The 16,928-nt window shown below is 63.4% G+C and carries 17 protein-coding genes and 1 pseudogene; 9 read left to right on the forward strand and 9 right to left on the reverse strand.

Annotated elements, in window-relative coordinates; all coding sequences use genetic code 11:
- The first annotated feature begins 65 nt into the window (after nucleotides 1–65).
- Entirely contained in the window at nucleotides 66–527 is a 462-nt protein-coding gene (gene queF / locus FJ417_RS11465) for a preQ(1) synthase (protein ID WP_140783486.1), read from the forward strand.
- 92 nt (nucleotides 528–619) lie between these two features.
- Here the strand turns inward: queF and FJ417_RS11470 are convergent, their stop codons facing one another.
- From FJ417_RS11470 to FJ417_RS11485, 4 genes are all read right to left on the reverse strand, one after another.
- Nucleotides 620–1,255 carry a hypothetical protein gene (locus FJ417_RS11470; protein ID WP_140783487.1) on the reverse strand — a complete coding sequence of 212 codons (636 nt, stop codon included), beginning with the start codon at nucleotides 1,253–1,255 and terminating at the stop codon, nucleotides 620–622.
- A 4-nt stretch (nucleotides 1,256–1,259) separates the two neighbouring features.
- Nucleotides 1,260–1,733, reverse strand: coding sequence for a DUF3828 domain-containing protein (locus FJ417_RS11475; protein ID WP_140641227.1), 474 nt, complete (start codon nucleotides 1,731–1,733; stop codon nucleotides 1,260–1,262).
- Nucleotides 1,734–1,827: 94 nt separating this feature from the next.
- Nucleotides 1,828–3,477, reverse strand: coding sequence for an ABC transporter substrate-binding protein (locus FJ417_RS11480; RefSeq protein ID WP_140783488.1), 1,650 nt, complete (start codon nucleotides 3,475–3,477; stop codon nucleotides 1,828–1,830).
- Nucleotides 3,478–3,541: 64 nt separating this feature from the next.
- Nucleotides 3,542–5,092 carry a trimethylamine methyltransferase family protein gene (locus FJ417_RS11485; protein WP_140783489.1) on the reverse strand — a complete coding sequence of 517 codons (1,551 nt, stop codon included), beginning with the start codon at nucleotides 5,090–5,092 and terminating at the stop codon, nucleotides 3,542–3,544.
- 89 nt (nucleotides 5,093–5,181) lie between these two features.
- Between FJ417_RS11485 and FJ417_RS11490 the strand changes: the two genes are divergently transcribed.
- The gene (locus tag FJ417_RS11490) at nucleotides 5,182–6,084 is read left to right on the forward strand and encodes a LysR substrate-binding domain-containing protein (RefSeq protein ID WP_140641221.1); all 903 of its coding nucleotides are present in this window, start codon (nucleotides 5,182–5,184) and stop codon (nucleotides 6,082–6,084) included.
- A gap of 52 nt (nucleotides 6,085–6,136) precedes the next feature.
- Here FJ417_RS11490 and FJ417_RS11495 read toward each other — a convergent pair whose 3' ends face one another.
- Nucleotides 6,137–6,445, reverse strand: coding sequence for an antibiotic biosynthesis monooxygenase (locus FJ417_RS11495; RefSeq protein WP_140641219.1), 309 nt, complete (start codon nucleotides 6,443–6,445; stop codon nucleotides 6,137–6,139).
- 108 nt (nucleotides 6,446–6,553) lie between these two features.
- On the opposite strand from FJ417_RS11495, the gene FJ417_RS11500 reads away from it, so the two are divergent.
- The 3 genes and pseudogenes from FJ417_RS11500 to FJ417_RS33500 form a co-directional block, all read left to right on the forward strand.
- The gene (locus FJ417_RS11500; RefSeq protein WP_140783490.1) at nucleotides 6,554–7,516 is read left to right on the forward strand and encodes a helix-turn-helix domain-containing protein; all 963 of its coding nucleotides are present in this window, start codon (nucleotides 6,554–6,556) and stop codon (nucleotides 7,514–7,516) included.
- Between the two features lie 61 nt (nucleotides 7,517–7,577).
- Entirely contained in the window at nucleotides 7,578–9,452 is a 1,875-nt protein-coding gene (mutL, locus tag FJ417_RS11505; RefSeq protein WP_140783491.1) for a DNA mismatch repair endonuclease MutL, read from the forward strand.
- Between the two features lie 217 nt (nucleotides 9,453–9,669).
- Nucleotides 9,670–9,756: pseudogene (locus FJ417_RS33500) on the forward strand (DNA methyltransferase); the annotation flags it as partial.
- A 54-nt stretch (nucleotides 9,757–9,810) separates the two neighbouring features.
- Here the strand turns inward: FJ417_RS33500 and FJ417_RS11515 are convergent.
- The 3 genes from FJ417_RS11515 to FJ417_RS11525 all read right to left on the reverse strand — a co-directional run bounded on the left by FJ417_RS11515 (nucleotide 9,811) and on the right by FJ417_RS11525 (nucleotide 12,708).
- On the reverse strand, nucleotides 9,811–10,800 hold the full coding sequence (locus FJ417_RS11515) for a hypothetical protein (RefSeq protein WP_140783493.1): 990 nt from the start codon (nucleotides 10,798–10,800) through the stop codon (nucleotides 9,811–9,813).
- A gap of 137 nt (nucleotides 10,801–10,937) precedes the next feature.
- On the reverse strand, nucleotides 10,938–11,696 hold the full coding sequence (locus tag FJ417_RS11520) for a hypothetical protein (RefSeq protein WP_140783494.1): 759 nt from the start codon (nucleotides 11,694–11,696) through the stop codon (nucleotides 10,938–10,940).
- Nucleotides 11,697–11,814: 118 nt separating this feature from the next.
- On the reverse strand, nucleotides 11,815–12,708 hold the full coding sequence (locus FJ417_RS11525) for a DMT family transporter (protein WP_140783495.1): 894 nt from the start codon (nucleotides 12,706–12,708) through the stop codon (nucleotides 11,815–11,817).
- A 90-nt stretch (nucleotides 12,709–12,798) separates the two neighbouring features.
- On the opposite strand from FJ417_RS11525, the gene FJ417_RS11530 reads away from it, so the two are divergent.
- A complete protein-coding gene (locus FJ417_RS11530; protein ID WP_140783496.1) occupies nucleotides 12,799–13,725 on the forward strand; it encodes a LysR substrate-binding domain-containing protein in 927 nt (308 codons plus the stop codon).
- A gap of 237 nt (nucleotides 13,726–13,962) precedes the next feature.
- Here FJ417_RS11530 and FJ417_RS11535 read toward each other — a convergent pair whose 3' ends face one another.
- Nucleotides 13,963–14,565: a hypothetical protein gene (locus FJ417_RS11535; RefSeq protein WP_140783497.1), complete on the reverse strand. Its 603-nt coding sequence runs from the start codon at nucleotides 14,563–14,565 to the stop codon at nucleotides 13,963–13,965.
- 114 nt (nucleotides 14,566–14,679) lie between these two features.
- On the opposite strand from FJ417_RS11535, the gene FJ417_RS11540 reads away from it, so the two are divergent.
- The 3 genes from FJ417_RS11540 to FJ417_RS11550 all read left to right on the forward strand — a co-directional run bounded on the left by FJ417_RS11540 (nucleotide 14,680) and on the right by FJ417_RS11550 (nucleotide 16,866).
- A complete protein-coding gene (locus FJ417_RS11540; RefSeq protein WP_040986608.1) occupies nucleotides 14,680–14,913 on the forward strand; it encodes a DUF2093 domain-containing protein in 234 nt (77 codons plus the stop codon).
- A gap of 106 nt (nucleotides 14,914–15,019) precedes the next feature.
- Entirely contained in the window at nucleotides 15,020–15,811 is a 792-nt protein-coding gene (locus FJ417_RS11545) for a glycosyltransferase family 92 protein (protein WP_246687432.1), read from the forward strand.
- Between the two features lie 98 nt (nucleotides 15,812–15,909).
- Nucleotides 15,910–16,866: a UDP-glucuronic acid decarboxylase family protein gene (locus tag FJ417_RS11550; RefSeq protein WP_140783498.1), complete on the forward strand. Its 957-nt coding sequence runs from the start codon at nucleotides 15,910–15,912 to the stop codon at nucleotides 16,864–16,866.
- The last annotated feature ends 62 nt before the right edge of the window (nucleotides 16,867–16,928 follow it).

Consider the following 16,928-nt stretch of genomic DNA (forward strand, 5'->3'; position numbering starts at 1 on the left):
TGAACGCGGCGCCAGATGATCGCGCTGCCGCCCGTCGAACCGTCGGCGGCAGCAAGGAGTTGCCCATGACCGACGCCAAGAACCTCACCCAGCTCGGCAAGCACGTCGAGACGCCACAGAGCCCCGAACAGGCGGTCCTGGAGACCGTGCCGTTCCAGCGCGGCGACGGCCCGCCGGCGATCGTGCGTTTCACTTGCCCGGAATTCACCTCGCTCTGTCCGGTCACCGGCCAGCCCGACTTCGCCCACATCGTTATCGACTACGCACCCGACCGGACGCTGGTGGAATCGAAGTCGCTGAAGTTGTTCATGACCTCGTTCCGCAACCACGGCGCCTTCCATGAGGAATGCACGGTGATGATCGGCCGCCGCATCGTCGAGGCGACGAAGCCGCTCTGGCTGCGCGTCGGCGGCTACTGGTTCCCGCGCGGCGGCATCCCCATCGATGTCTTCTGGCAGACCGGCGCGCCGCCCAAGGACGTATGGCTGCCGGATACCGGCGTCGCGTCTTATCGCGGAAGGGGCTGAAATTTGTTGCGAGAAGCCGGCAGTACAGCGCCCCTCTCTGTGCAGGACGGAGGGGGGCGCGAAGGATTGCCGGCGCTGATCTTTAATCGCCATCACTCGCACTGGTACTGACTGAGCGCCCATTCGCCGGTCACCGACAGAAGATCGGAGATCTTCCAGCCGCTGCCGATCTTCTTCAGCTTCCATTCGAGGCGATGCTGATGGCCTTCGACGACGAAGGCGACGACCACCTTGGCCTGATCGCCGTTGACGGCCTCGATGGTGCGCAGGCTCTTGTCGATGGCGAGCTTGTCATAATCTGCATTGTCGAGCGCCATGTTGGGATCCAGGCATTCGCCCTGCCCCGAGGCGCGCAGCGCGTCGCTCTTGTCGAGCACGGTTTTCGCCGGATCTACGAAGTTCTTGCGCTGGACCGGATCGAGCTCGAGCCCGAGATGTTCGTAGAAGGGCTTGACCACCGCCGTCGGCGATCCAGGCAGGACAGGCGCGGGCGGCGGCAGTTCGACCGGCTTGCTTTCCGGCGCCTGGGTTGCGGCGGGCGGCGAGGTATCGACCGCAGGCGGCGACTTGTCGACCGCCGGAGGCGAAGTGTTATCCGCCGGCGCATTGTCGCCCGAGGACGCGCTCGGCGGCGGCGCGCCGAAGAGCCCCTGCGCACAGGCGCCGCCGTTCAGCCCCGCGGCCAGCATCGACAAGCTCGACAGCGCAAGGACGAGACGACGAAGCACGGCATTACTCCGTCGAGGCGCCGCATTCCAGCGCGCTGAGCTTCCAGCCGCTGGTCTTGGAGGTGATGTCGGCGATCTTCCACTTGCCGTCCACTTTCTTCAGCGACCACACCATTTCGCGTTTGGAGTCATCGCCTTCCGGGAAAAGATTGAAGTTCGCCGTCACCTCGGCGGTGTCGCCATTGACGGTCTCGGCGAGCTTCAGCGTCTTCGACAGGGTCTTCTGATCGAAATCCTGGGCGTCGAGGCCCGGGTCGAAATCGATGCAGGACACCTCGTCGGGCTTCTCCTTCTGCGCCTTGTCGTTGGCTTCGAACAGCCTGGTGACCGGCTCGGTGAAGCGGTCGCGATATTTGGCGTCCGCCTCGAACTTCACTTCCGGCACGTAGAAGAACTTCACGGCGTTGGATGCCGGCCCGGCAAGCGCGGCGCCGGGCAACGCAATCGACATGGCAGCGGCAAGCACTATCGGCTTCATGCAGGATCTCCGGAGGTTCGGCGGCGTGGTGGCAAGATCGCCACCACGCATCCTGCATATCGGCTTTTTTGCGGCTCATGAAGTCCAGGCGCGCTCAGGCATCCAGCCAGACGTTCTGGAAGTCCATTTCGTAGGTCTGGTGCATCGTGTAGTTCTTCACCTTCTTGTTCATATGGCAGTAGAGCTTCTGCCAGAAGGGCTGGACGATGACGCCGGAGTCCTGCAGGATCGTCTCGACGTCCTTCATCACCTCCTTGCGCTTGGCGACATCGATGAGCGACAGCGCCTCCTTGAGCTTGGCGTCGAAATCCGGGTTGGAATAAGCCGTTTCGTTCCAAGCCTCGCCGGTGCGGTAGCCGAGCGCCAGCACCTGGACGCCCAGCGGGCGCATGTACCAGATGGTCATGGAATAAGGATATTTCGTCCAGTCGTTCCAGAAGGTCGAGCCCGGCAGCACCGTGCGCTTCACCTTGATGCCGGCGTCGCGCAACTGGCCGGCGATCGCGTCGCCGGTGTTCTTCTGCCATTCGTCCTCGACCGTGATCAGCTCATGCTCGAAGTCGGCCTGGCCAGCGTCGGCCATCAGCTTCTTGGCGCCGGCGGCATCGCGCTCCTTCTTGGGCAGCGGGTAGTATTCGGGATGGATCGGGCTGACGTGGTGGTTCTCGCCGACCGTGCCGCGCCCATTGTAGCCGAGCTGCATCACCTGGTTGTTGTCGACCGCCATTTGCAGCGCGTTGCGCACCCGCTTGTCGTCATAGGGCTTGTGCGTGACGTTGGTGCGGGCAACGAGCGTGGTTGCCGTCGCCACCTCCGATTTCACCAGATCCATCTTGTCGAGCGGGTCGATGAAGTCGGCCGGCGTCTCGAAATCGAGATCGATCTCGCCGGAATCGAAGGCATTCAGCGTGGCGTTGAAGTCGGTGCCGTAGTCGATGAACTCGACCCCGTCGAGCGGTGCTTCCCCGCCCCACCACTTGCCGTTCTCGCGGCGCTTGACGACCGCTTTCGACCCCACCGAATAAGACACCAGCTCGAAGGCTCCGGTGCCGATCGGCTTCTTGATCGGATCGGCGCCATCCTTGTCGAAGTCGCGGTGGACGACCAGGGCCGGATAGTCGGTGAGGCCCGGGATGATGGCGATATCGGCTTCGTTGAGCTTCAACTTGACCGTGTGGTCGTCGACCTTGGTGATCGCGCCATCCTTGGCCTTGCCGGTCTTGGCGTCGATCAGCGCGCCGACACGGGCGGCCATGGAATTGCCGGACGCCCCCTTCTCGCACCAGCGGTTCAGATTGGCGACCACGTCGTCGGCGTTGAAGGCATCGCCATTGTTCCAGGTGACGCCCTTGCGCAGATGCAGCGTGTATTCGGTGGCGTCGTCATTGACGTCCCAGCTTTCGAGCAGCACCGGCTCGAAGGTGAATTGGTGCGTGTAGCGCACCAGCGGCTCCAGCCAGGTGCGGGTGATGTTCGCCATCTCCGTCCAGTCATAGGTGCGCGGGTCCTTCTGCGCCTTGACCGACATCGCGACATGCAGCGTTCCGCCCTTCTTGGGCTCATCGGCGAGTGCCTTGGTCGGCGCGGCAAGGCCGAGCATGCCATAGGCGAAAGCCGTCGACGCGCCGAAGGCGCTCGCCAGAGCCAGGAATTCGCGCCGGTCGACACGACCCGCCCGCGCTTCCTCTGCCATCGCTTCGATAGCGGCCGGGACCCGGTCACCATTGCTTCTGAAAAGTGTCATTCTCATTCTCCCATTGATTTCTTCAGGTCTTCGCCCGGTTGGTGTCAACTAACGCTGCTATCCATCAACTAACGCTGTCCGGCAGCTTTTCCTCACGCCGCGCGATCAAATCCGCGAGACCCTCGGCGATGCCCTCGTCGAGCTTCGGTTCCTGGTAGTCGGCGAGCATGGCGCGCGCCTTTTCGCGACCGCGCGTGTCATGGTCCTTCGCCCCTTCGGCGTTCCATTGCTCGAAGGAGTTGAAGTCCATGATGTTCGGCATGAAGAAGGCGCTCTCGAAATGCTCGAGCGTGTGCTGCGTGCCGAGGAAATGCCCTTGCGGACCGACCTCGCGGATCGCCGCCATCGCTTCCTTGAAATCGTCGAAAGGCACGCCGCCGGCATATTTATACCAGCCGACGAGCTGCTCGCAGTCGGTGGCGAATTTCGAATAGCCGCAGGTGAGGCCCGCTTCCAGCCAGCCGGCGGAATGCCAGATGTAATTGGCGCCGGACAGGATCGCGGCATGCATCAGCATGTTCGCCTCATAGCCGGCCTGCGCGTCGTTGAGCTTGGAGCCGACATGGAAGCCGGAGGTGCGCCAGGGCAATTTGTATTTCCTGGCCAGCGCGCCCATCAGATACATCATCTGGGCCGCCTCTGGCGTGCCGCCCATCGGAGCGCCGGTCTTCATGTCGACGGTGACCATGAACTGGCCGTAGATCTGCGGCGAGCCCGGGCGGATGAGCTGGGTCAGGGCCACGCCGGCAAGCGCCTCGGCGTTGACTTGCGCCACAGCCCCGACGGCGGAGGCCGAGGTCGACGCGCCGCACAGCGCGAAGGGCGCCAGGATCAGCGGCTGATTGTGGCTGGCATAGACCCGCATGGCGTCGATCATGGTGGCGTCCCACACCAGCGGCGAATTGCAGTTGGTGATCGCCACCAGCACAGGGTTGTCGCGCACGAAGTCCTCGCCGAAGACGATGCCAGCCATCGCCATCGTGTCCTCGGCGCGTTCCTTCGACGTCACGATGCCCATGAACGGCTTGTCGGAATGTTTCAGGGCCGAATTGATGATGTGCAGATGCCGCTTCGGCACGGCGATTTCCATCGGCTCGCAGATGACCGAGCTCGACGAATGCAGCGCCGGCGCCATGTAGGCCATCTTGTGGAAATTGTTGAGGTCGGCGAGCGTGCCGTAACGGCGCTTGTTGTCGAGGTCGCGGATATAGGGCGCGCCATACATCGGCACGAAGATCGAGTTCTTGCCGCCGACGCGCACGGTGCGCTCGGGGTTGCGCGCGTTGAGCGTGAATTCCGCCGGAACCTTCGAGACGAGTTCCATCAGCAAAGCGCGGTCGATACGGACGCGCGTCTCCCGCACGTCCGCGCCGGCCGCTTTCCAGAGCTCGATCGCCCCGTCGTCGCGGAATTCGCACCCAACCTCCTCGAGGATCTTGAGCGATTCCTCGTGGATCAGCTCCACCGCCTCGTCAGGCACGATCTCATAGGCGGGGATCTTGCGGACAAGGGTCGGGAAGGACGCGATCGGCGTGCTTCTCAGCGCCTTGCGGCCAAGACGGCCACCGCCGCGGCGGTGGGTCTGTTCGGTCAATTCAACGGCCGGTGCGTTCATGGAGCCTCCTTCTTCCCGCCACTCACGTTAGCGAGGCAAAATATGGCTGTGACGCTGGAAAATCCTGATCTTCTGTATAAGCTCACCTTATGCGAAGCCTGCGCCACCTCCTGCCCTCAGCCGGCAGCCTCATCGTCTTCGAAGCCGCGGGCCGGCTGTCGAGCTTCACCGCCGCCGGACGCGAACTCGGCATGACCCAGGCGGCCGTCTCCTATGCCGTGCGCGGCCTGGAGGAGCAGCTCGGCGCCAAGCTCTTCCAACGGCGCCACCGCCAGGTGATTCTGACGGAGGCCGGCGAGCGCTTCCATGCCGACGTCTCGCTCGGCCTGTCGCATATCCGCAAATCGGCGGAGGACCTGCGCCTGCAGGCGACGGGCGGGCACGTGACGCTTGCCGCCTCTACAGCCTTCGGCTCGTTCTGGATGATGCCGCGCCTGCAGCAGTTCCGCGACGAACTGCCGGGCGTCGACCTGCGCATCCAGACCGCCGACCGCGATCTCGACATCATCGCCGAGGGCATTCCGCTCGGCGTGCGCGGCGGCGTGCCGCGCGACTGGCCGGACTATCACTCGCTGTCGCTCTCCGACGAGGAGATCTTCCCGGTCGCGGGACCGAGCTATCTCGCCAAATTCGGCAAGCCGAGGACGGTCGAGGAACTGGCCACGCACCGGCTGATCCATCTCGAGGAGCCCTACCGCGAGGCGCCCAACTGGGACGAATGGTTCGCGTCCGCCGGCACCAGCCTGCGCAATGCCGAGCGCGGGTTGCGCATCAACGATTATGCGCTGGTGATCCAGGCGGTGATGGAGGGACAAGGCATCTCGCTCGGATGGCGGCATCTGGTCGAGCGGCTGGTTGCGTCCGGGCTGCTGGTGCCGGTGACCGACCATGTGATGCGGACCGGCATCGGCTTCCATGTGATCTGGCCGAAGAACCGAGATCTCAGTGACAATGCGCGAAGGGTCAGGGACTGGCTGGTGGCGCAGGCGTGAAACCGCGCACCGCAAGCCGGCATATAGCCAGTTCACGGTGCGGCCGACAGGCTCACACCGAGCCGTCGTTCTTCAACCCGAGCACATCGATCCTGTCGATGGTCGGCGGTCCGGCAAACAGGGTCTCGGCATTGGCCATCAAGGCCTTGGCGATCTCGCCGGTGAGATGCGCCTCGCGCCCGGCTTCGTCGTGAAAGGCGTCGAAAACGCCGAAGACGCTTGGCGAAAGCTGCAGGGCAAACCAGATCGGCGTCCCGGCCTCCCGGTTGGCAAGCTGCAGCCCCGCCTGCAGGAAGGCCGCGACGTCCTTTTCCTTGCCAGGCTTGGCTTCGAAACGGGCGAACAGTGCAAGCTTGATCATTTCTTCTCTCCTTCGGTGCACGGCCAGATCGACCGTCGCGGAGCAGGGTCGCAGCACTGAGGCGAAAACAGTATTGGCAGAAATGACTTCTTTGATATCATTCTTGCCATGAACATTTCCGTACTTGTTCTCGACGGCGCATTCGACACCGGGCTGGCCTGCGTTCTGGACGTCTTCGGTACGGCCAACGAACTCGCCGCCATGCTGCCGGCGCCGCCCAACCGCTTCGTCACCACCATCGTGGGGGTTAGCGACAGCGTGCGCACCGCACAGGGAATGCAAGTGCCAGTCGTGCCGATCGGCAGCGAACCAGCCCCCGACTGGCTTTTGATCCCTGCGCTCGGCCAGAAAATGCCCGAGCCACTGGGCGCTGCCCTGAAGCGGAGCGATGTCGGCGCGGCGGTCAAAGCGCTGCAGGCTCGTGCCGGCGACGGCACACGCATCGGCGCGGCGTGCATCGGCACCTTCGTTCTCGCCGAAAGCGGCCTGCTCGACGGACGGCCATCGACGACGACATGGTGGTTGGCGCCGATGTTCAGGCAGCGTTATCCCGGAATACGGCTCGACGCTTCGCGCATGCTGGTCAATGACGGCCAATTCGTCACCGCGGGCGCAGCGCTCGGCCATATCGATCTCGCTTTGCTGGTGATCCGGCAGGCAAGTCCGGAACTCGCTGCGCTGACCGCGAAATATCTGATCGTCGACAGCCGGCCGCTCCAATCTGCCTACGCAATTTCAGATCACCTTGCTCATTCGAATCCGCTGGTCGAGCGCTTTGAACGATGGGCGCGTGGACGGCTTGCCGACGGTTTCAACCTCGATGAGGCGGCCGCGGCGCTCGGCGCCAGCAAGCGCACATTGTCACGGCGCGTCAACGATGTGCTGGGCAAGACGCCGCTGTCCTTCTTCCAGGATCTGCGCGTCGAACAGGCGGTGCATCTCTTGAAAACCACATCGGACAGCGTCGAGGAGATCGCGGCCAAGGTCGGCTACGGCGATGGGGTGACGTTGCGCAACTTGTTGCGGCGACGGCTGCGCAAGGGGGTGCGCGAGATTCGCGCCGCCAGCTGATCCACCGCCGCCGTCATTCTCTCCCTCCCCCACCGGCCGCGAATCCGCCTATAATGACCGCATGCCGATCCGCCAGCTTTCCGAAACGATGATCAACCAGATCGCCGCCGGCGAGGTCATCGAGCGTCCGGCGAGCGTGGTGAAGGAGCTGGTCGAGAATGCCCTCGATGCCGGCGCCTCGCGCGTCGAGATCGTCACGGCGGGCGGCGGTCTGAACCTCATCCGCGTCACCGATGACGGCTCGGGCATTCCCGAAAAGGAGCTGGCGCTGGCGATCGCGCGGCACTGCACCTCGAAGCTCTCCGACGACATCCACGACATCCGCTCGCTCGGCTTCCGCGGCGAGGCGCTGCCCTCGATCGGTTCCGTCGCGCGGCTGTCGATCCGCTCGCGCACGGCAAGCGGCGACAGCGCGGCCGAGATCGCCATCGACGGCGGGCGCGTCTTACCGGTGAAGCCGGCGGCGGCCAATCGCGGCACCACGGTCGAAGTGCGCGACCTCTTCTTCGCCACGCCGGCCAGGCTCAAATTCATGAAGGGCGAGCGCGCCGAAAGCTCGGCCACCAGCGACGTGGTGAAGCGCATCGCGATCGCTTTCCCGGCCGTGCGCTTCACGCTTGCCGGTCCCGACCGCTCGACGCTGGAACTGCCGGCTACGGACGACACGCCGGAAGGCCGCCTTGCCCGCGTCGCGCAGGTGATGGGCAAGGATTTTCCCGACAATGCCATTGCCATCGATGCCGCGCGGGAGGGTGTCCACCTCGCCGGCCACGTCTCGATCCCGTCCTACACGCGGGCGAATGCGCTGCAGCAATATGCCTATGTCAACGGACGGCCGGTGCGCGACAAGCTGATCGCCGGCGCGATCCGCGGTGCCTTCGCCGACGTTCTGCCGCGCGACCGGCATGCGGTGACCGTGCTGTTCCTGACGCTCGACCCGGGGACAGTCGACGTCAACGTCCATCCGGCCAAGGCCGATGTGCGGTTCCGCGATCCCGGCCTGGTGCGCGGGCTGATCGTCGGCGCCATCCGCGAGGCGCTGGCCGGCGCTGGCATCCGCGCGGCGACCACGGGGGCCGCCGGCATGATGGCGGCATTCCGGCCGGGGGCGGCGCCCTACTCGCATGCCGGCCCGGCCAACGGCCATCGCAGCTACGAGGCCGCTTATCACGCTTCCGGCTCCGGAGGCTTCGATCCGTTGCGCTCGGCGCAGCGGCCACTCGACATGGGCTACGCTGAACCAAGGCCGCGGTCCAATGGCTTTGCCGAGAACGAGCAGGCCGCCTTCGACACCGGCCCGCTCGCCAGTGCCGACGCTCGGGCCGGCGTCGCTGAGCCGGCCGAAGCGCTGCTCGGCATGGTGCTGGGTGCGGCGCGCGCGCAGGTGCATGAGAACTACATCGTCGCCCAGACGCGGGATTCGCTCGTCATCGTCGACCAGCATGCCGCGCATGAGCGGCTGGTCTACGAGGCGCTGAAGAATGCGCTGCACGCGCGCGCGGTGCCTTCGCAGATGTTGCTTTTGCCCGAGATCGTCGACCTGCCGGAAGATGATGCCGAGCGGCTGGCGATGCATTCCGACACGCTCGCCAAATTCGGCCTCGGCCTCGAGCGCTTCGGCCCCGGCGCGGTGGCGGTGCGCGAGACGCCGTCGATGCTGGGCGAGACCAATGTACAGCAGCTGGTGCGCGACCTTGCCGACGAGATCGCCGACAACGACACCGTCGAGACGCTGAAGGAACGGCTGGACAGAATAGCCGCGACCATGGCCTGCCACGGCTCGGTGCGGTCAGGCCGGCTGCTCAAGGCCGAGGAGATGAACGCGCTGCTGCGCCAGATGGAGGCGACGCCCGGGTCCGGCACCTGCAACCACGGCCGCCCGACCTATATCGAGCTCAAGCTCGCCGACATAGAAAGGCTGTTCGGGCGGCGGTGATCGTGCGCCTGGCTCGTTGCGCAACAGCAGGGTTAGCGGCCAGTTGCACAGCCGGGCGCGATGCAGTGTTGTTCCTCTGGGTGATCGATCTCGCCAACAGCCACGCCGTCACGAGGCCTGGGGTTCGCTTAAAGTCGTTCTGGTGCTGGAAAAGGTTTATCCCGACGAGCAACTCGGCATCGGCCACTCGTCGTTCTACTATTTCGAACTTCTCCTGATCGAGCGGCTGTACCCCGACATGCCACGCCTAGGGATGTTTTGCCGATCGCCCCAGCCCGGCTGGCAGACGTGGGGCTTTGAGGCACAACCTGACGCCGAACCAAAGCGCTGCGCCAGAAAGGCGGGCGGCATGGCTCCCCTACAATTCTTCGTCCGCTGGTCGCCCCACATGTAATCTCGTCGACCAATCAAATTCCGGCGGTGCGCCTATGGGCGGCCACTTTGCAAGGTAATAGCACCCGTACGGCCGAAGATCGGGAAAGCGCTCCACATTCTGGACATTGCACTTGCTGAAATCGCAGTCGTGGAAGTGGACATTCTGTCTGCGCCTCAGAGCGTTGAAGGCGATGATCGCGCAATCTCTGAAGGCGACGCCCTCGAAGCGTCCGAGACCGAGATCAATCTCGCTCTCCAGGATCGTGCACATCTCGAAACGGACAAAGGTCTTGCCCTTGGATTCTGGGGTCAGCTCCACCCCGTAGAAGTCGCCCCGGCGATAGGCGACTTCTCTCACGCCAGTGACCAGGTGAAAATGCTCGACCTGTCCGTCGTAGGTCAGATTGAGCACGCGAGTGGATAGCCTTCCGGTTTGTTGCCAAATCAATCCGAGCGCGTCAACGGCGGCAATCGCGAGCGTTTTGTTGTCGAAGATTTCCTCCGCTCGACCGACAAGATAGTCGGCGATGATATCCATCGCCTGGACCGCGAACTTGTCTTCAGCACCTTCTCCGACGGCGCGCAGCGAGGCGACGCCGGCCGCGACCTTCGCCGGTTTATCGGTCTCCGCGATGAGCTCGGCTCCCTTCTGAAGGAGCGCTGCGAGATTGTTGCGCTCAGTCGCCGCGATCTGGTCGGAAAGCTTGTCGATCTGGTGCCTTTGCAGCCTCGCCTGTTGGGTCGAGATAAGGCCGCGCCAGACAACTGTGCAGAACGTCACCAGGGTAGCCCCGATCGCAGCTGCGGCTCCAGCCATTTGGACGCGGCGCAGCATCGCTTCGTCGTCGTCTGCCTGCAGTATCCAAGGCAGGAAAAACAAACATGCGACAGGCGTGATTATTGCGGCAGCGACAGCCAATGCTTGCCAGGTCTGCGCCGTTGCCCACAGATTCTCGTCGTTCGGCTCAGCCATATTAAATGCTCCCCCGTCGGACCGATAGCACAACACATAAAGTCTTGGCGAGAGCGTGCGCCGCGTGGCTCAATCATACTGGAGAAGGTCGACGCAGGGACGGTGATCCGCCACTACAATAGGGCAGACCTGAATATTCATTGCTTTAGATGGTATTTTCTTGACTTCGGGTTGAGGACATAGTCGTTCGCGCTTGCGAATTTGCCGCCTCCAAAATCCACTGAAATGATGACCTTGCCGCTCTCCACCCATTTTTGCACGTTCATGTAAATGGGCGTCGTCGACATACCGGCGTTGCAGTCCTCATCGTCGAAGCCGATCTCCTGAACGGCTTTCTTTTTCTTCTTATCGATCACCAGCATTTTCGTCATGCAGATGCCGGCGTCGGACTTCGTGTAGATCCCCGCAAATCTGTCGCGGGTCGTCTCAGCCCAAAAGGGAATTTCGACGGTGCCGTCGATCTTCAGGTCGCCTGTATCGTCGAGACTCGCGACCTTCCTGAGCGTAACGGGAAATTTGTCCACGCCTTTGCTCCAGCTTCCCGCAACGCCGCTGTCACTGATCTCGAGAGAGAAAGGACATCCCGAGGTGTCGACGGGTGTCTTCGACCCCATGACGAGGACGCGTTGAAATTCCTTGTCGTCCGCGATCTCGCACAGCGTCAGCTTTGAGCCCTCCGCCTTGCCGTAGATCGCAATCGGGTTTTGCCTGGCGTCGTAGAAATAGCTTCCTTCGACGGTGATGCCGCTGCCGAAGCTGGCATAGCGCTGCAGGGAGAAATGGACCGGGTTCGGCCCGATGGAGCCTTCGTAGTTTTCCACTTGATACCAGCCCGCGAAGGCTTTCCCGCTCAGCATGAGCAAACAGAAAAACGCGGCTACAAGCCCTCTTCCCATCCCGGTCCCCCTCATCAAGTCGGATCAGGATAGCTCGCCCTGTGCCTACATCACAGAGGGCATCGGTGACGGATCGCAAATCATCAATCGAGTCGGGAAACGATCACAACTCTCTGATCTACCGCTTCAAATTCACCACGATCACGCCGCCCAGCGCCAGCGCGCCGCCGAGGATGCCTAGCAGCGACGGCACTTCGCCCAGCCAGAAGAAGCCGATCAAGGCGGAGGTCGGCGAGACGAGGTAGAGAAAGTTCGACGCACGTGCGGCAGGCAGGCGCGAGAGCGCGGTCGCCCAGGCGGCATAGGCGATCAACGAGGGCACGATGCCGAGATAGATGACGGCGCCGAGACCGGCGGTGTCGGCGACCGCCGCCTGCGAAAACGCTTCCGGCAGGAACGGCGACAGGCAGAGCGCGCCGAGCACCATATTGGAGGCGGAGATCGTCAGCGGATGATGGCGGGCAAAGAGCGGCTTTTGCACGATGGTGTTGACGGCGGAACAAAGTGCTGAGCCCAGCACCAGCAGCGCGCCGGCGTTGAAATGCAGGCCGTGCCCGCCGGCGACCGCGATGATGCCGATGCCGGCGAAGGAGATGACAGTGCCCAGCCAGGCAAGCCCCGAGAAGCGCTCGCCAAGCAGCGCCATCGCCATGATGGCGGTGAAGATCGGGCTGACATTGATGATGAAGCCGGCCGCGCCCGCCGAGACGGTGAGCTCGCCGAAATTGAGCATGGCGGTGTAGAGCGCGACGAAGATGGCGCCGCCGAAGCCGAAGCGCCACAATTCGTCGATCCTGGGCAGCGCCGGGCGCTTCACCGCGAGGAAGATGGCGGCCGGAACCGCCGCGATGGCAAAGCGCAGCGCCCCTAACTCCAGCGGCTGGAAGGCGGCAAGGCCGGCGCGGATTGCCGGGAAAGCCGAGGCCCAGCCGATGACCGTCAACGTCACCGCGATCGCGGCGGTGGTGTCCATGCGCTGTGTCTCATTCAACGTGCCGGTGTAAGCGCTCATTGCCGTAACCTCGTCTTTCCTTGCCATGGACGCAGAAAACGCCATTGCCGGGCAATTGACAAACGACCAATTCGAGGGTCAGCTGTGAACATGGCTCACAGCTCTGACCAGATACTGCCGCTCGAAACCTTGCGCGCCTTCGATGCGGCGGCGCGTATGGGGAGTTTTTCCGCGGCGGCTGAAAAACTCAACCTCACCCATGGCGCGGTAAGCCGCCAGATCGCCAAGCTGGAGGGCTGGCTTGGCTTGAAGGTGTTCGAGCGCAACGCGCGTGGCGTGACGCTGACGATCGAGGGCAACCGCCTGCATTTGCGGACCACCGAGGCCTTGGCGCTGATCTCGTCCAACTCCGACCGCTGGGTCGAGCCGCGCGGCACCGCCGTGGTGCGGCTGGCCTCGATCCCGTCGGTGAGCGGGCTGTGGCTGATGCCGCGCATGGCCGTATTGGAGAACCATCCGACCAAGCTGCGCATCGTGCTCGACGTCGACAACCGCCAGGCCGACCTCGCCGACGAAGGCATCGACCTTTCGGTGCGCTGCGGGCGCGGCCGCATCCCGGGCCGCGTCTCGGTGCAGCTGTTTGAGGAGCATATTTTCCCGATCGCCTCGCCCGAGCTGGCGAAGGAGATCGGACGAGGCGACCCAGCCCGGCTGCTGAAATTCCCGCTGATCAACGATTCCGACGCTTCCGCTTGGCGCGCCTGGTTCGCGGCGCAGGACGTGGATTATCGCCCGCGCCCCCGGGACCGGCGTTTCGAAGACTATAATCTGGTGCTCGACGCGGCAGCGCACGGGCTGGGTATCGCGCTGGCGCGACCGCCGCTCACGGCGGACCAGATCGGGTCCGGCCGTATCGTCGCCGTCGATGAGCGCGTCGCGCTCAATCCGGTGTCTTATTGGATGGACCGCCCGGTCGGCCGGCCGCGCGCGGCGGCGGCGGACCTTGCCAGGCGCATCGCCGAACAGGCAGGGCTTGCTCCGGAAAAGCTCGAAGCTTTCCTTCAGGACGACGGCTAAAGCGCGTCGCGCTGAAAGGGATTCAGGCGACGCGCTTAAGTCTTTGTTTTGATGCATGTCGTTGTCCCAGAACCGCTGCGCACTTCCGGGCGACATGCATTGGAGCGTTTCACCGTTTCACGAAAACGGCGAACCACTCCATCTCCTTATTTTTTGACGCAATCCCGGACGGAAAGGCAACGGCGAAGTCGCCGGGCCTAACCGCTCACACTTTTCCTGGAATTGCTCTGAGCGGGGTTAGCGAAGCAGCAGCACCATGATCGTTGCCGTCACCGCAGAGACGATGGCCGTGACAACCGAGATCGTCCAAAGGGATATCGGCGCGGCTTCCGATCGCGGGGCATGTCCAGCCGGGCGGACGGAGGCACCGCGCGGCTGAGGCGCGTTGGCATTGGCCGCGACCAGCGCTGAAGCGGAAGCGATGGCCGGCGAAAACGTGGATAATGCGGGCGCAACCGCGGGCCTGGACATATTGTCGGTAACCGCTGCCGGTGGCGGAACGAAGCCGCGTGGGGCCTGATCGGTATCCGTCGCCGCCCGGCCGGTCGAGGGTCTTGCCGGCGTATCGTCGGCGGCGGCATCGGGCTCCATGACGGCCCGGTAGGCGTCCTCGACCTCGGAGGACGACAGGCGTTGCGATGCCTGAGCGGCCTGGCGCGGCTGCGCGCTTTGCAGCGACTGGGCCGCGATTTGCGCCGCCTGCCCCGTCGTGGGCGCCGGCGGCTGGATCAGCGCCTTGATCAAAGCCGTCGTCGCCGGATCGGCCTTGGGCGACGGCACCGCCTGCGGCGTGAGCGCCTCCTTGATCAGCGTGTTCAGGCGGGTCGAGGCGATGTCCATGCCGGATTCCGGAAACCATTTTGCCGCTCAGCCATACTGGATGAGCATTGCGTCAAGCTTGACGTTGCTTGCGATTTGTGGCGATTGAAACCCGATGAGCTCAAGCGTCCTTTCATGATGAACCGTTTCGAAGGCCCGGGCGGCAGGGAAGCCCGGATCCGTTATCTCGACGGCGACTTCCAGGTCACCAGTCCCGGCTCTTTCGTGCGCTGCGCGGTGACGGGCGAGAACATTCCCCTCGACGAGCTCAAATATTGGAGCGTCGCCCGGCAGGAGCCCTATGTGAACGCGGCGGTCTCGCTTGCCCGCGAGATCGAGATGCACCCGGAATTGCGCAAGCGGGGATAGGCCATGCGAGCCCATGGCACCGCGGCCATCGACCTCGACCGCTTAGGGCACCGCATTGAAAAACTTCAGGAAATCTCTCAAGACCCTTGTTCGCATGCCGCTTGTCATGCGTGCGAGATTGCGCGATCGGGCGGTGTCGAGGGCGCCCCGATTCAAGCTGACGGCCTGCGCCATCTTCCGTGAGGAAGCGCCGTTCCTGGCCGAATGGATCAGGTTCCACCAGAATGTGGGATTTGAGCATTTCTATCTCTACAACAACTTCTCGACCGACGACTTCAAAGCCGTGTTGAACCCGTTCATCCAGGAGGGGCTGGTTACGCTGGTCGACTGGCCGCGGCCGGTGGGGCAACTGTCGGCTTATAGGGACTGCATCCGCAGGCACTGGCGTGACGCGTTGTGGATCGGATTCTTCGACATCGATGAGTTTCTTTTCGCGCCCGACGGACGTGACGTGCCCTCGGTTCTGAGGGACTATCGCGACCTGCCAGGCGTTTGCGTCTGGCAAGCGTTCTATGGCTCCTCCGGCCATGTCGAGCGACCGGAACGGCGGGTGGTCGAGGCATACACGATGCGAGCCGGGCCGGACATCACGACGGTCAAGACAATCCTCAATCCCCGCATGGTCTACAAGCCGGGCGTCCATCAGTCGAAATTCCTGTCCGGTGAAGGGATGGACACCCATCGACGGACCATCGCACCCGGCGTGCCTCCCCAGCTCGATATCCTGAGGATCAATCACTATTGGTCGCGCTCGCTCGCCGACCTCGACCAGAAAATCCGGCGCGGCGACGCCTCGACTTCCGCGCTGCGCGACAGGGATTGGCATTTCGACTTCGAGAGCAAGCTCAATGTCGAGCGCGACGAGGCGATCCTGAAGGCGATGCGGCGCGCACGATAGCCGTAGCCACCTCCTCTTCCCCTCCCATCGACGGTCCCAGGCCGTCATTTCAGTGCTGACACTTTCGCATTTCTGAGGCTATTAGACAGCAAAGGGCGATGGGTACGGGGGTTATCGTGAAGGTTCTTGTGACGGGTGGGGCCGGCTTTATCGGCTCCCATCTATGCGACCTGCTGCTGGCACGGGAACACCAGGTAATATGTGCCGACAATTTTTCGACCGGCTCGGAGGAAAACATCCGTCACCTTCTGGGCAATCCAAATTTCGAGTTTCTCAGGCACGACGTTACCGTGCCGCTCAAAGTCGAAACGGATGAGATCTTCAATCTCGCCTGCCCGGCCTCGCCCGTTCACTATCAGCGCATTCCGATCGAGACGACCAGGACCTGCGTCTATGGAGCGATCAACATGCTCGATCTCGCATGCGCTTCCGGAGCCAGGATTCTTCAGGCATCGACATCCGAGGTCTATGGCGATCCGCAAGTCCACCCTCAGACCGAGGCCTATTGGGGCCACGTCAATCCGATCGGGCCGCGCAGCTGTTACGACGAAGGCAAGAGATGTGCCGAGGCGCTGTTCTTCGACTACTGGCGCCAGTCGAAATTGCCGATCAAGGTGGTGCGCATCTTCAACACATACGGGCCGCACATGCACCCGTCGGATGGACGGGTGGTCAGCAATTTCATTGTCCAGGCCCTGCGGAACGACCCCATAACCATCTACGGCGACGGAAGCCACACGCGCAGCTTCTGCTATGTCGACGACCTCGTCGACGCGATGGTTCGGATGATGGCTACGCCCGACGATTTCGTGGGCCCCCTCAACGTTGGGAACCCGACGGAAGTCACGATCCTGAAACTGGCCGAACTTGTATTGGGTATCGTCGGCGGCAAGTCCAAAATCGAGTTCAAGCCCCTCCCGCAAGACGATCCCCGCCAGCGCCAGCCCGACATAGATCTGGCGCGAGCGACGTTGGACTGGTCTCCTCGCGTCGCTCTCGAGGATGGGCTCGGCGAGACGGTTCGCTACTTCCGCCGGCTGATCGACGGCAATTGACGGCGGGCACCGGGCAAGCCGGCGCTGGATCTGAAGACCGCTTGACGCTTTTCGGCACCACG

It is taken from the genome of Mesorhizobium sp. B3-1-7 (genome assembly GCF_006439385.1).
Taxonomy (GTDB): Bacteria; Pseudomonadota; Alphaproteobacteria; order Rhizobiales; family Rhizobiaceae; genus Mesorhizobium.

Coding starts and splice junctions, on each gene's coding strand:
- queF (WP_140783486.1), top strand. CDS start 66: ATGACCGACGCCAAGAACCTCACCCAGCTCGGCAAGCACGTCGAGACG.
- FJ417_RS11475 (WP_140641227.1), bottom strand. CDS start 1,733: ATGAAGCCGATAGTGCTTGCCGCTGCCATGTCGATTGCGTTGCCCGGC.
- FJ417_RS11480 (WP_140783488.1), bottom strand. CDS start 3,477: ATGACACTTTTCAGAAGCAATGGTGACCGGGTCCCGGCCGCTATCGAA.
- FJ417_RS11485 (WP_140783489.1), bottom strand. CDS start 5,092: ATGAACGCACCGGCCGTTGAATTGACCGAACAGACCCACCGCCGCGGC.
- FJ417_RS11490 (WP_140641221.1), top strand. CDS start 5,182: ATGCGAAGCCTGCGCCACCTCCTGCCCTCAGCCGGCAGCCTCATCGTC.
- FJ417_RS11495 (WP_140641219.1), bottom strand. CDS start 6,445: ATGATCAAGCTTGCACTGTTCGCCCGTTTCGAAGCCAAGCCTGGCAAG.
- FJ417_RS11500 (WP_140783490.1), top strand. CDS start 6,554: ATGAACATTTCCGTACTTGTTCTCGACGGCGCATTCGACACCGGGCTG.
- mutL (WP_140783491.1), top strand. CDS start 7,578: ATGCCGATCCGCCAGCTTTCCGAAACGATGATCAACCAGATCGCCGCC.
- FJ417_RS11515 (WP_140783493.1), bottom strand. CDS start 10,800: ATGGCTGAGCCGAACGACGAGAATCTGTGGGCAACGGCGCAGACCTGG.
- FJ417_RS11520 (WP_140783494.1), bottom strand. CDS start 11,696: ATGGGAAGAGGGCTTGTAGCCGCGTTTTTCTGTTTGCTCATGCTGAGC.
- FJ417_RS11525 (WP_140783495.1), bottom strand. CDS start 12,708: ATGAGCGCTTACACCGGCACGTTGAATGAGACACAGCGCATGGACACC.
- FJ417_RS11530 (WP_140783496.1), top strand. CDS start 12,799: ATGGCTCACAGCTCTGACCAGATACTGCCGCTCGAAACCTTGCGCGCC.
- FJ417_RS11535 (WP_140783497.1), bottom strand. CDS start 14,565: ATGGACATCGCCTCGACCCGCCTGAACACGCTGATCAAGGAGGCGCTC.
- FJ417_RS11540 (WP_040986608.1), top strand. CDS start 14,680: ATGATGAACCGTTTCGAAGGCCCGGGCGGCAGGGAAGCCCGGATCCGT.
- FJ417_RS11545 (WP_246687432.1), top strand. CDS start 15,020: ATGCGTGCGAGATTGCGCGATCGGGCGGTGTCGAGGGCGCCCCGATTC.
- FJ417_RS11550 (WP_140783498.1), top strand. CDS start 15,910: ATGGGTACGGGGGTTATCGTGAAGGTTCTTGTGACGGGTGGGGCCGGC.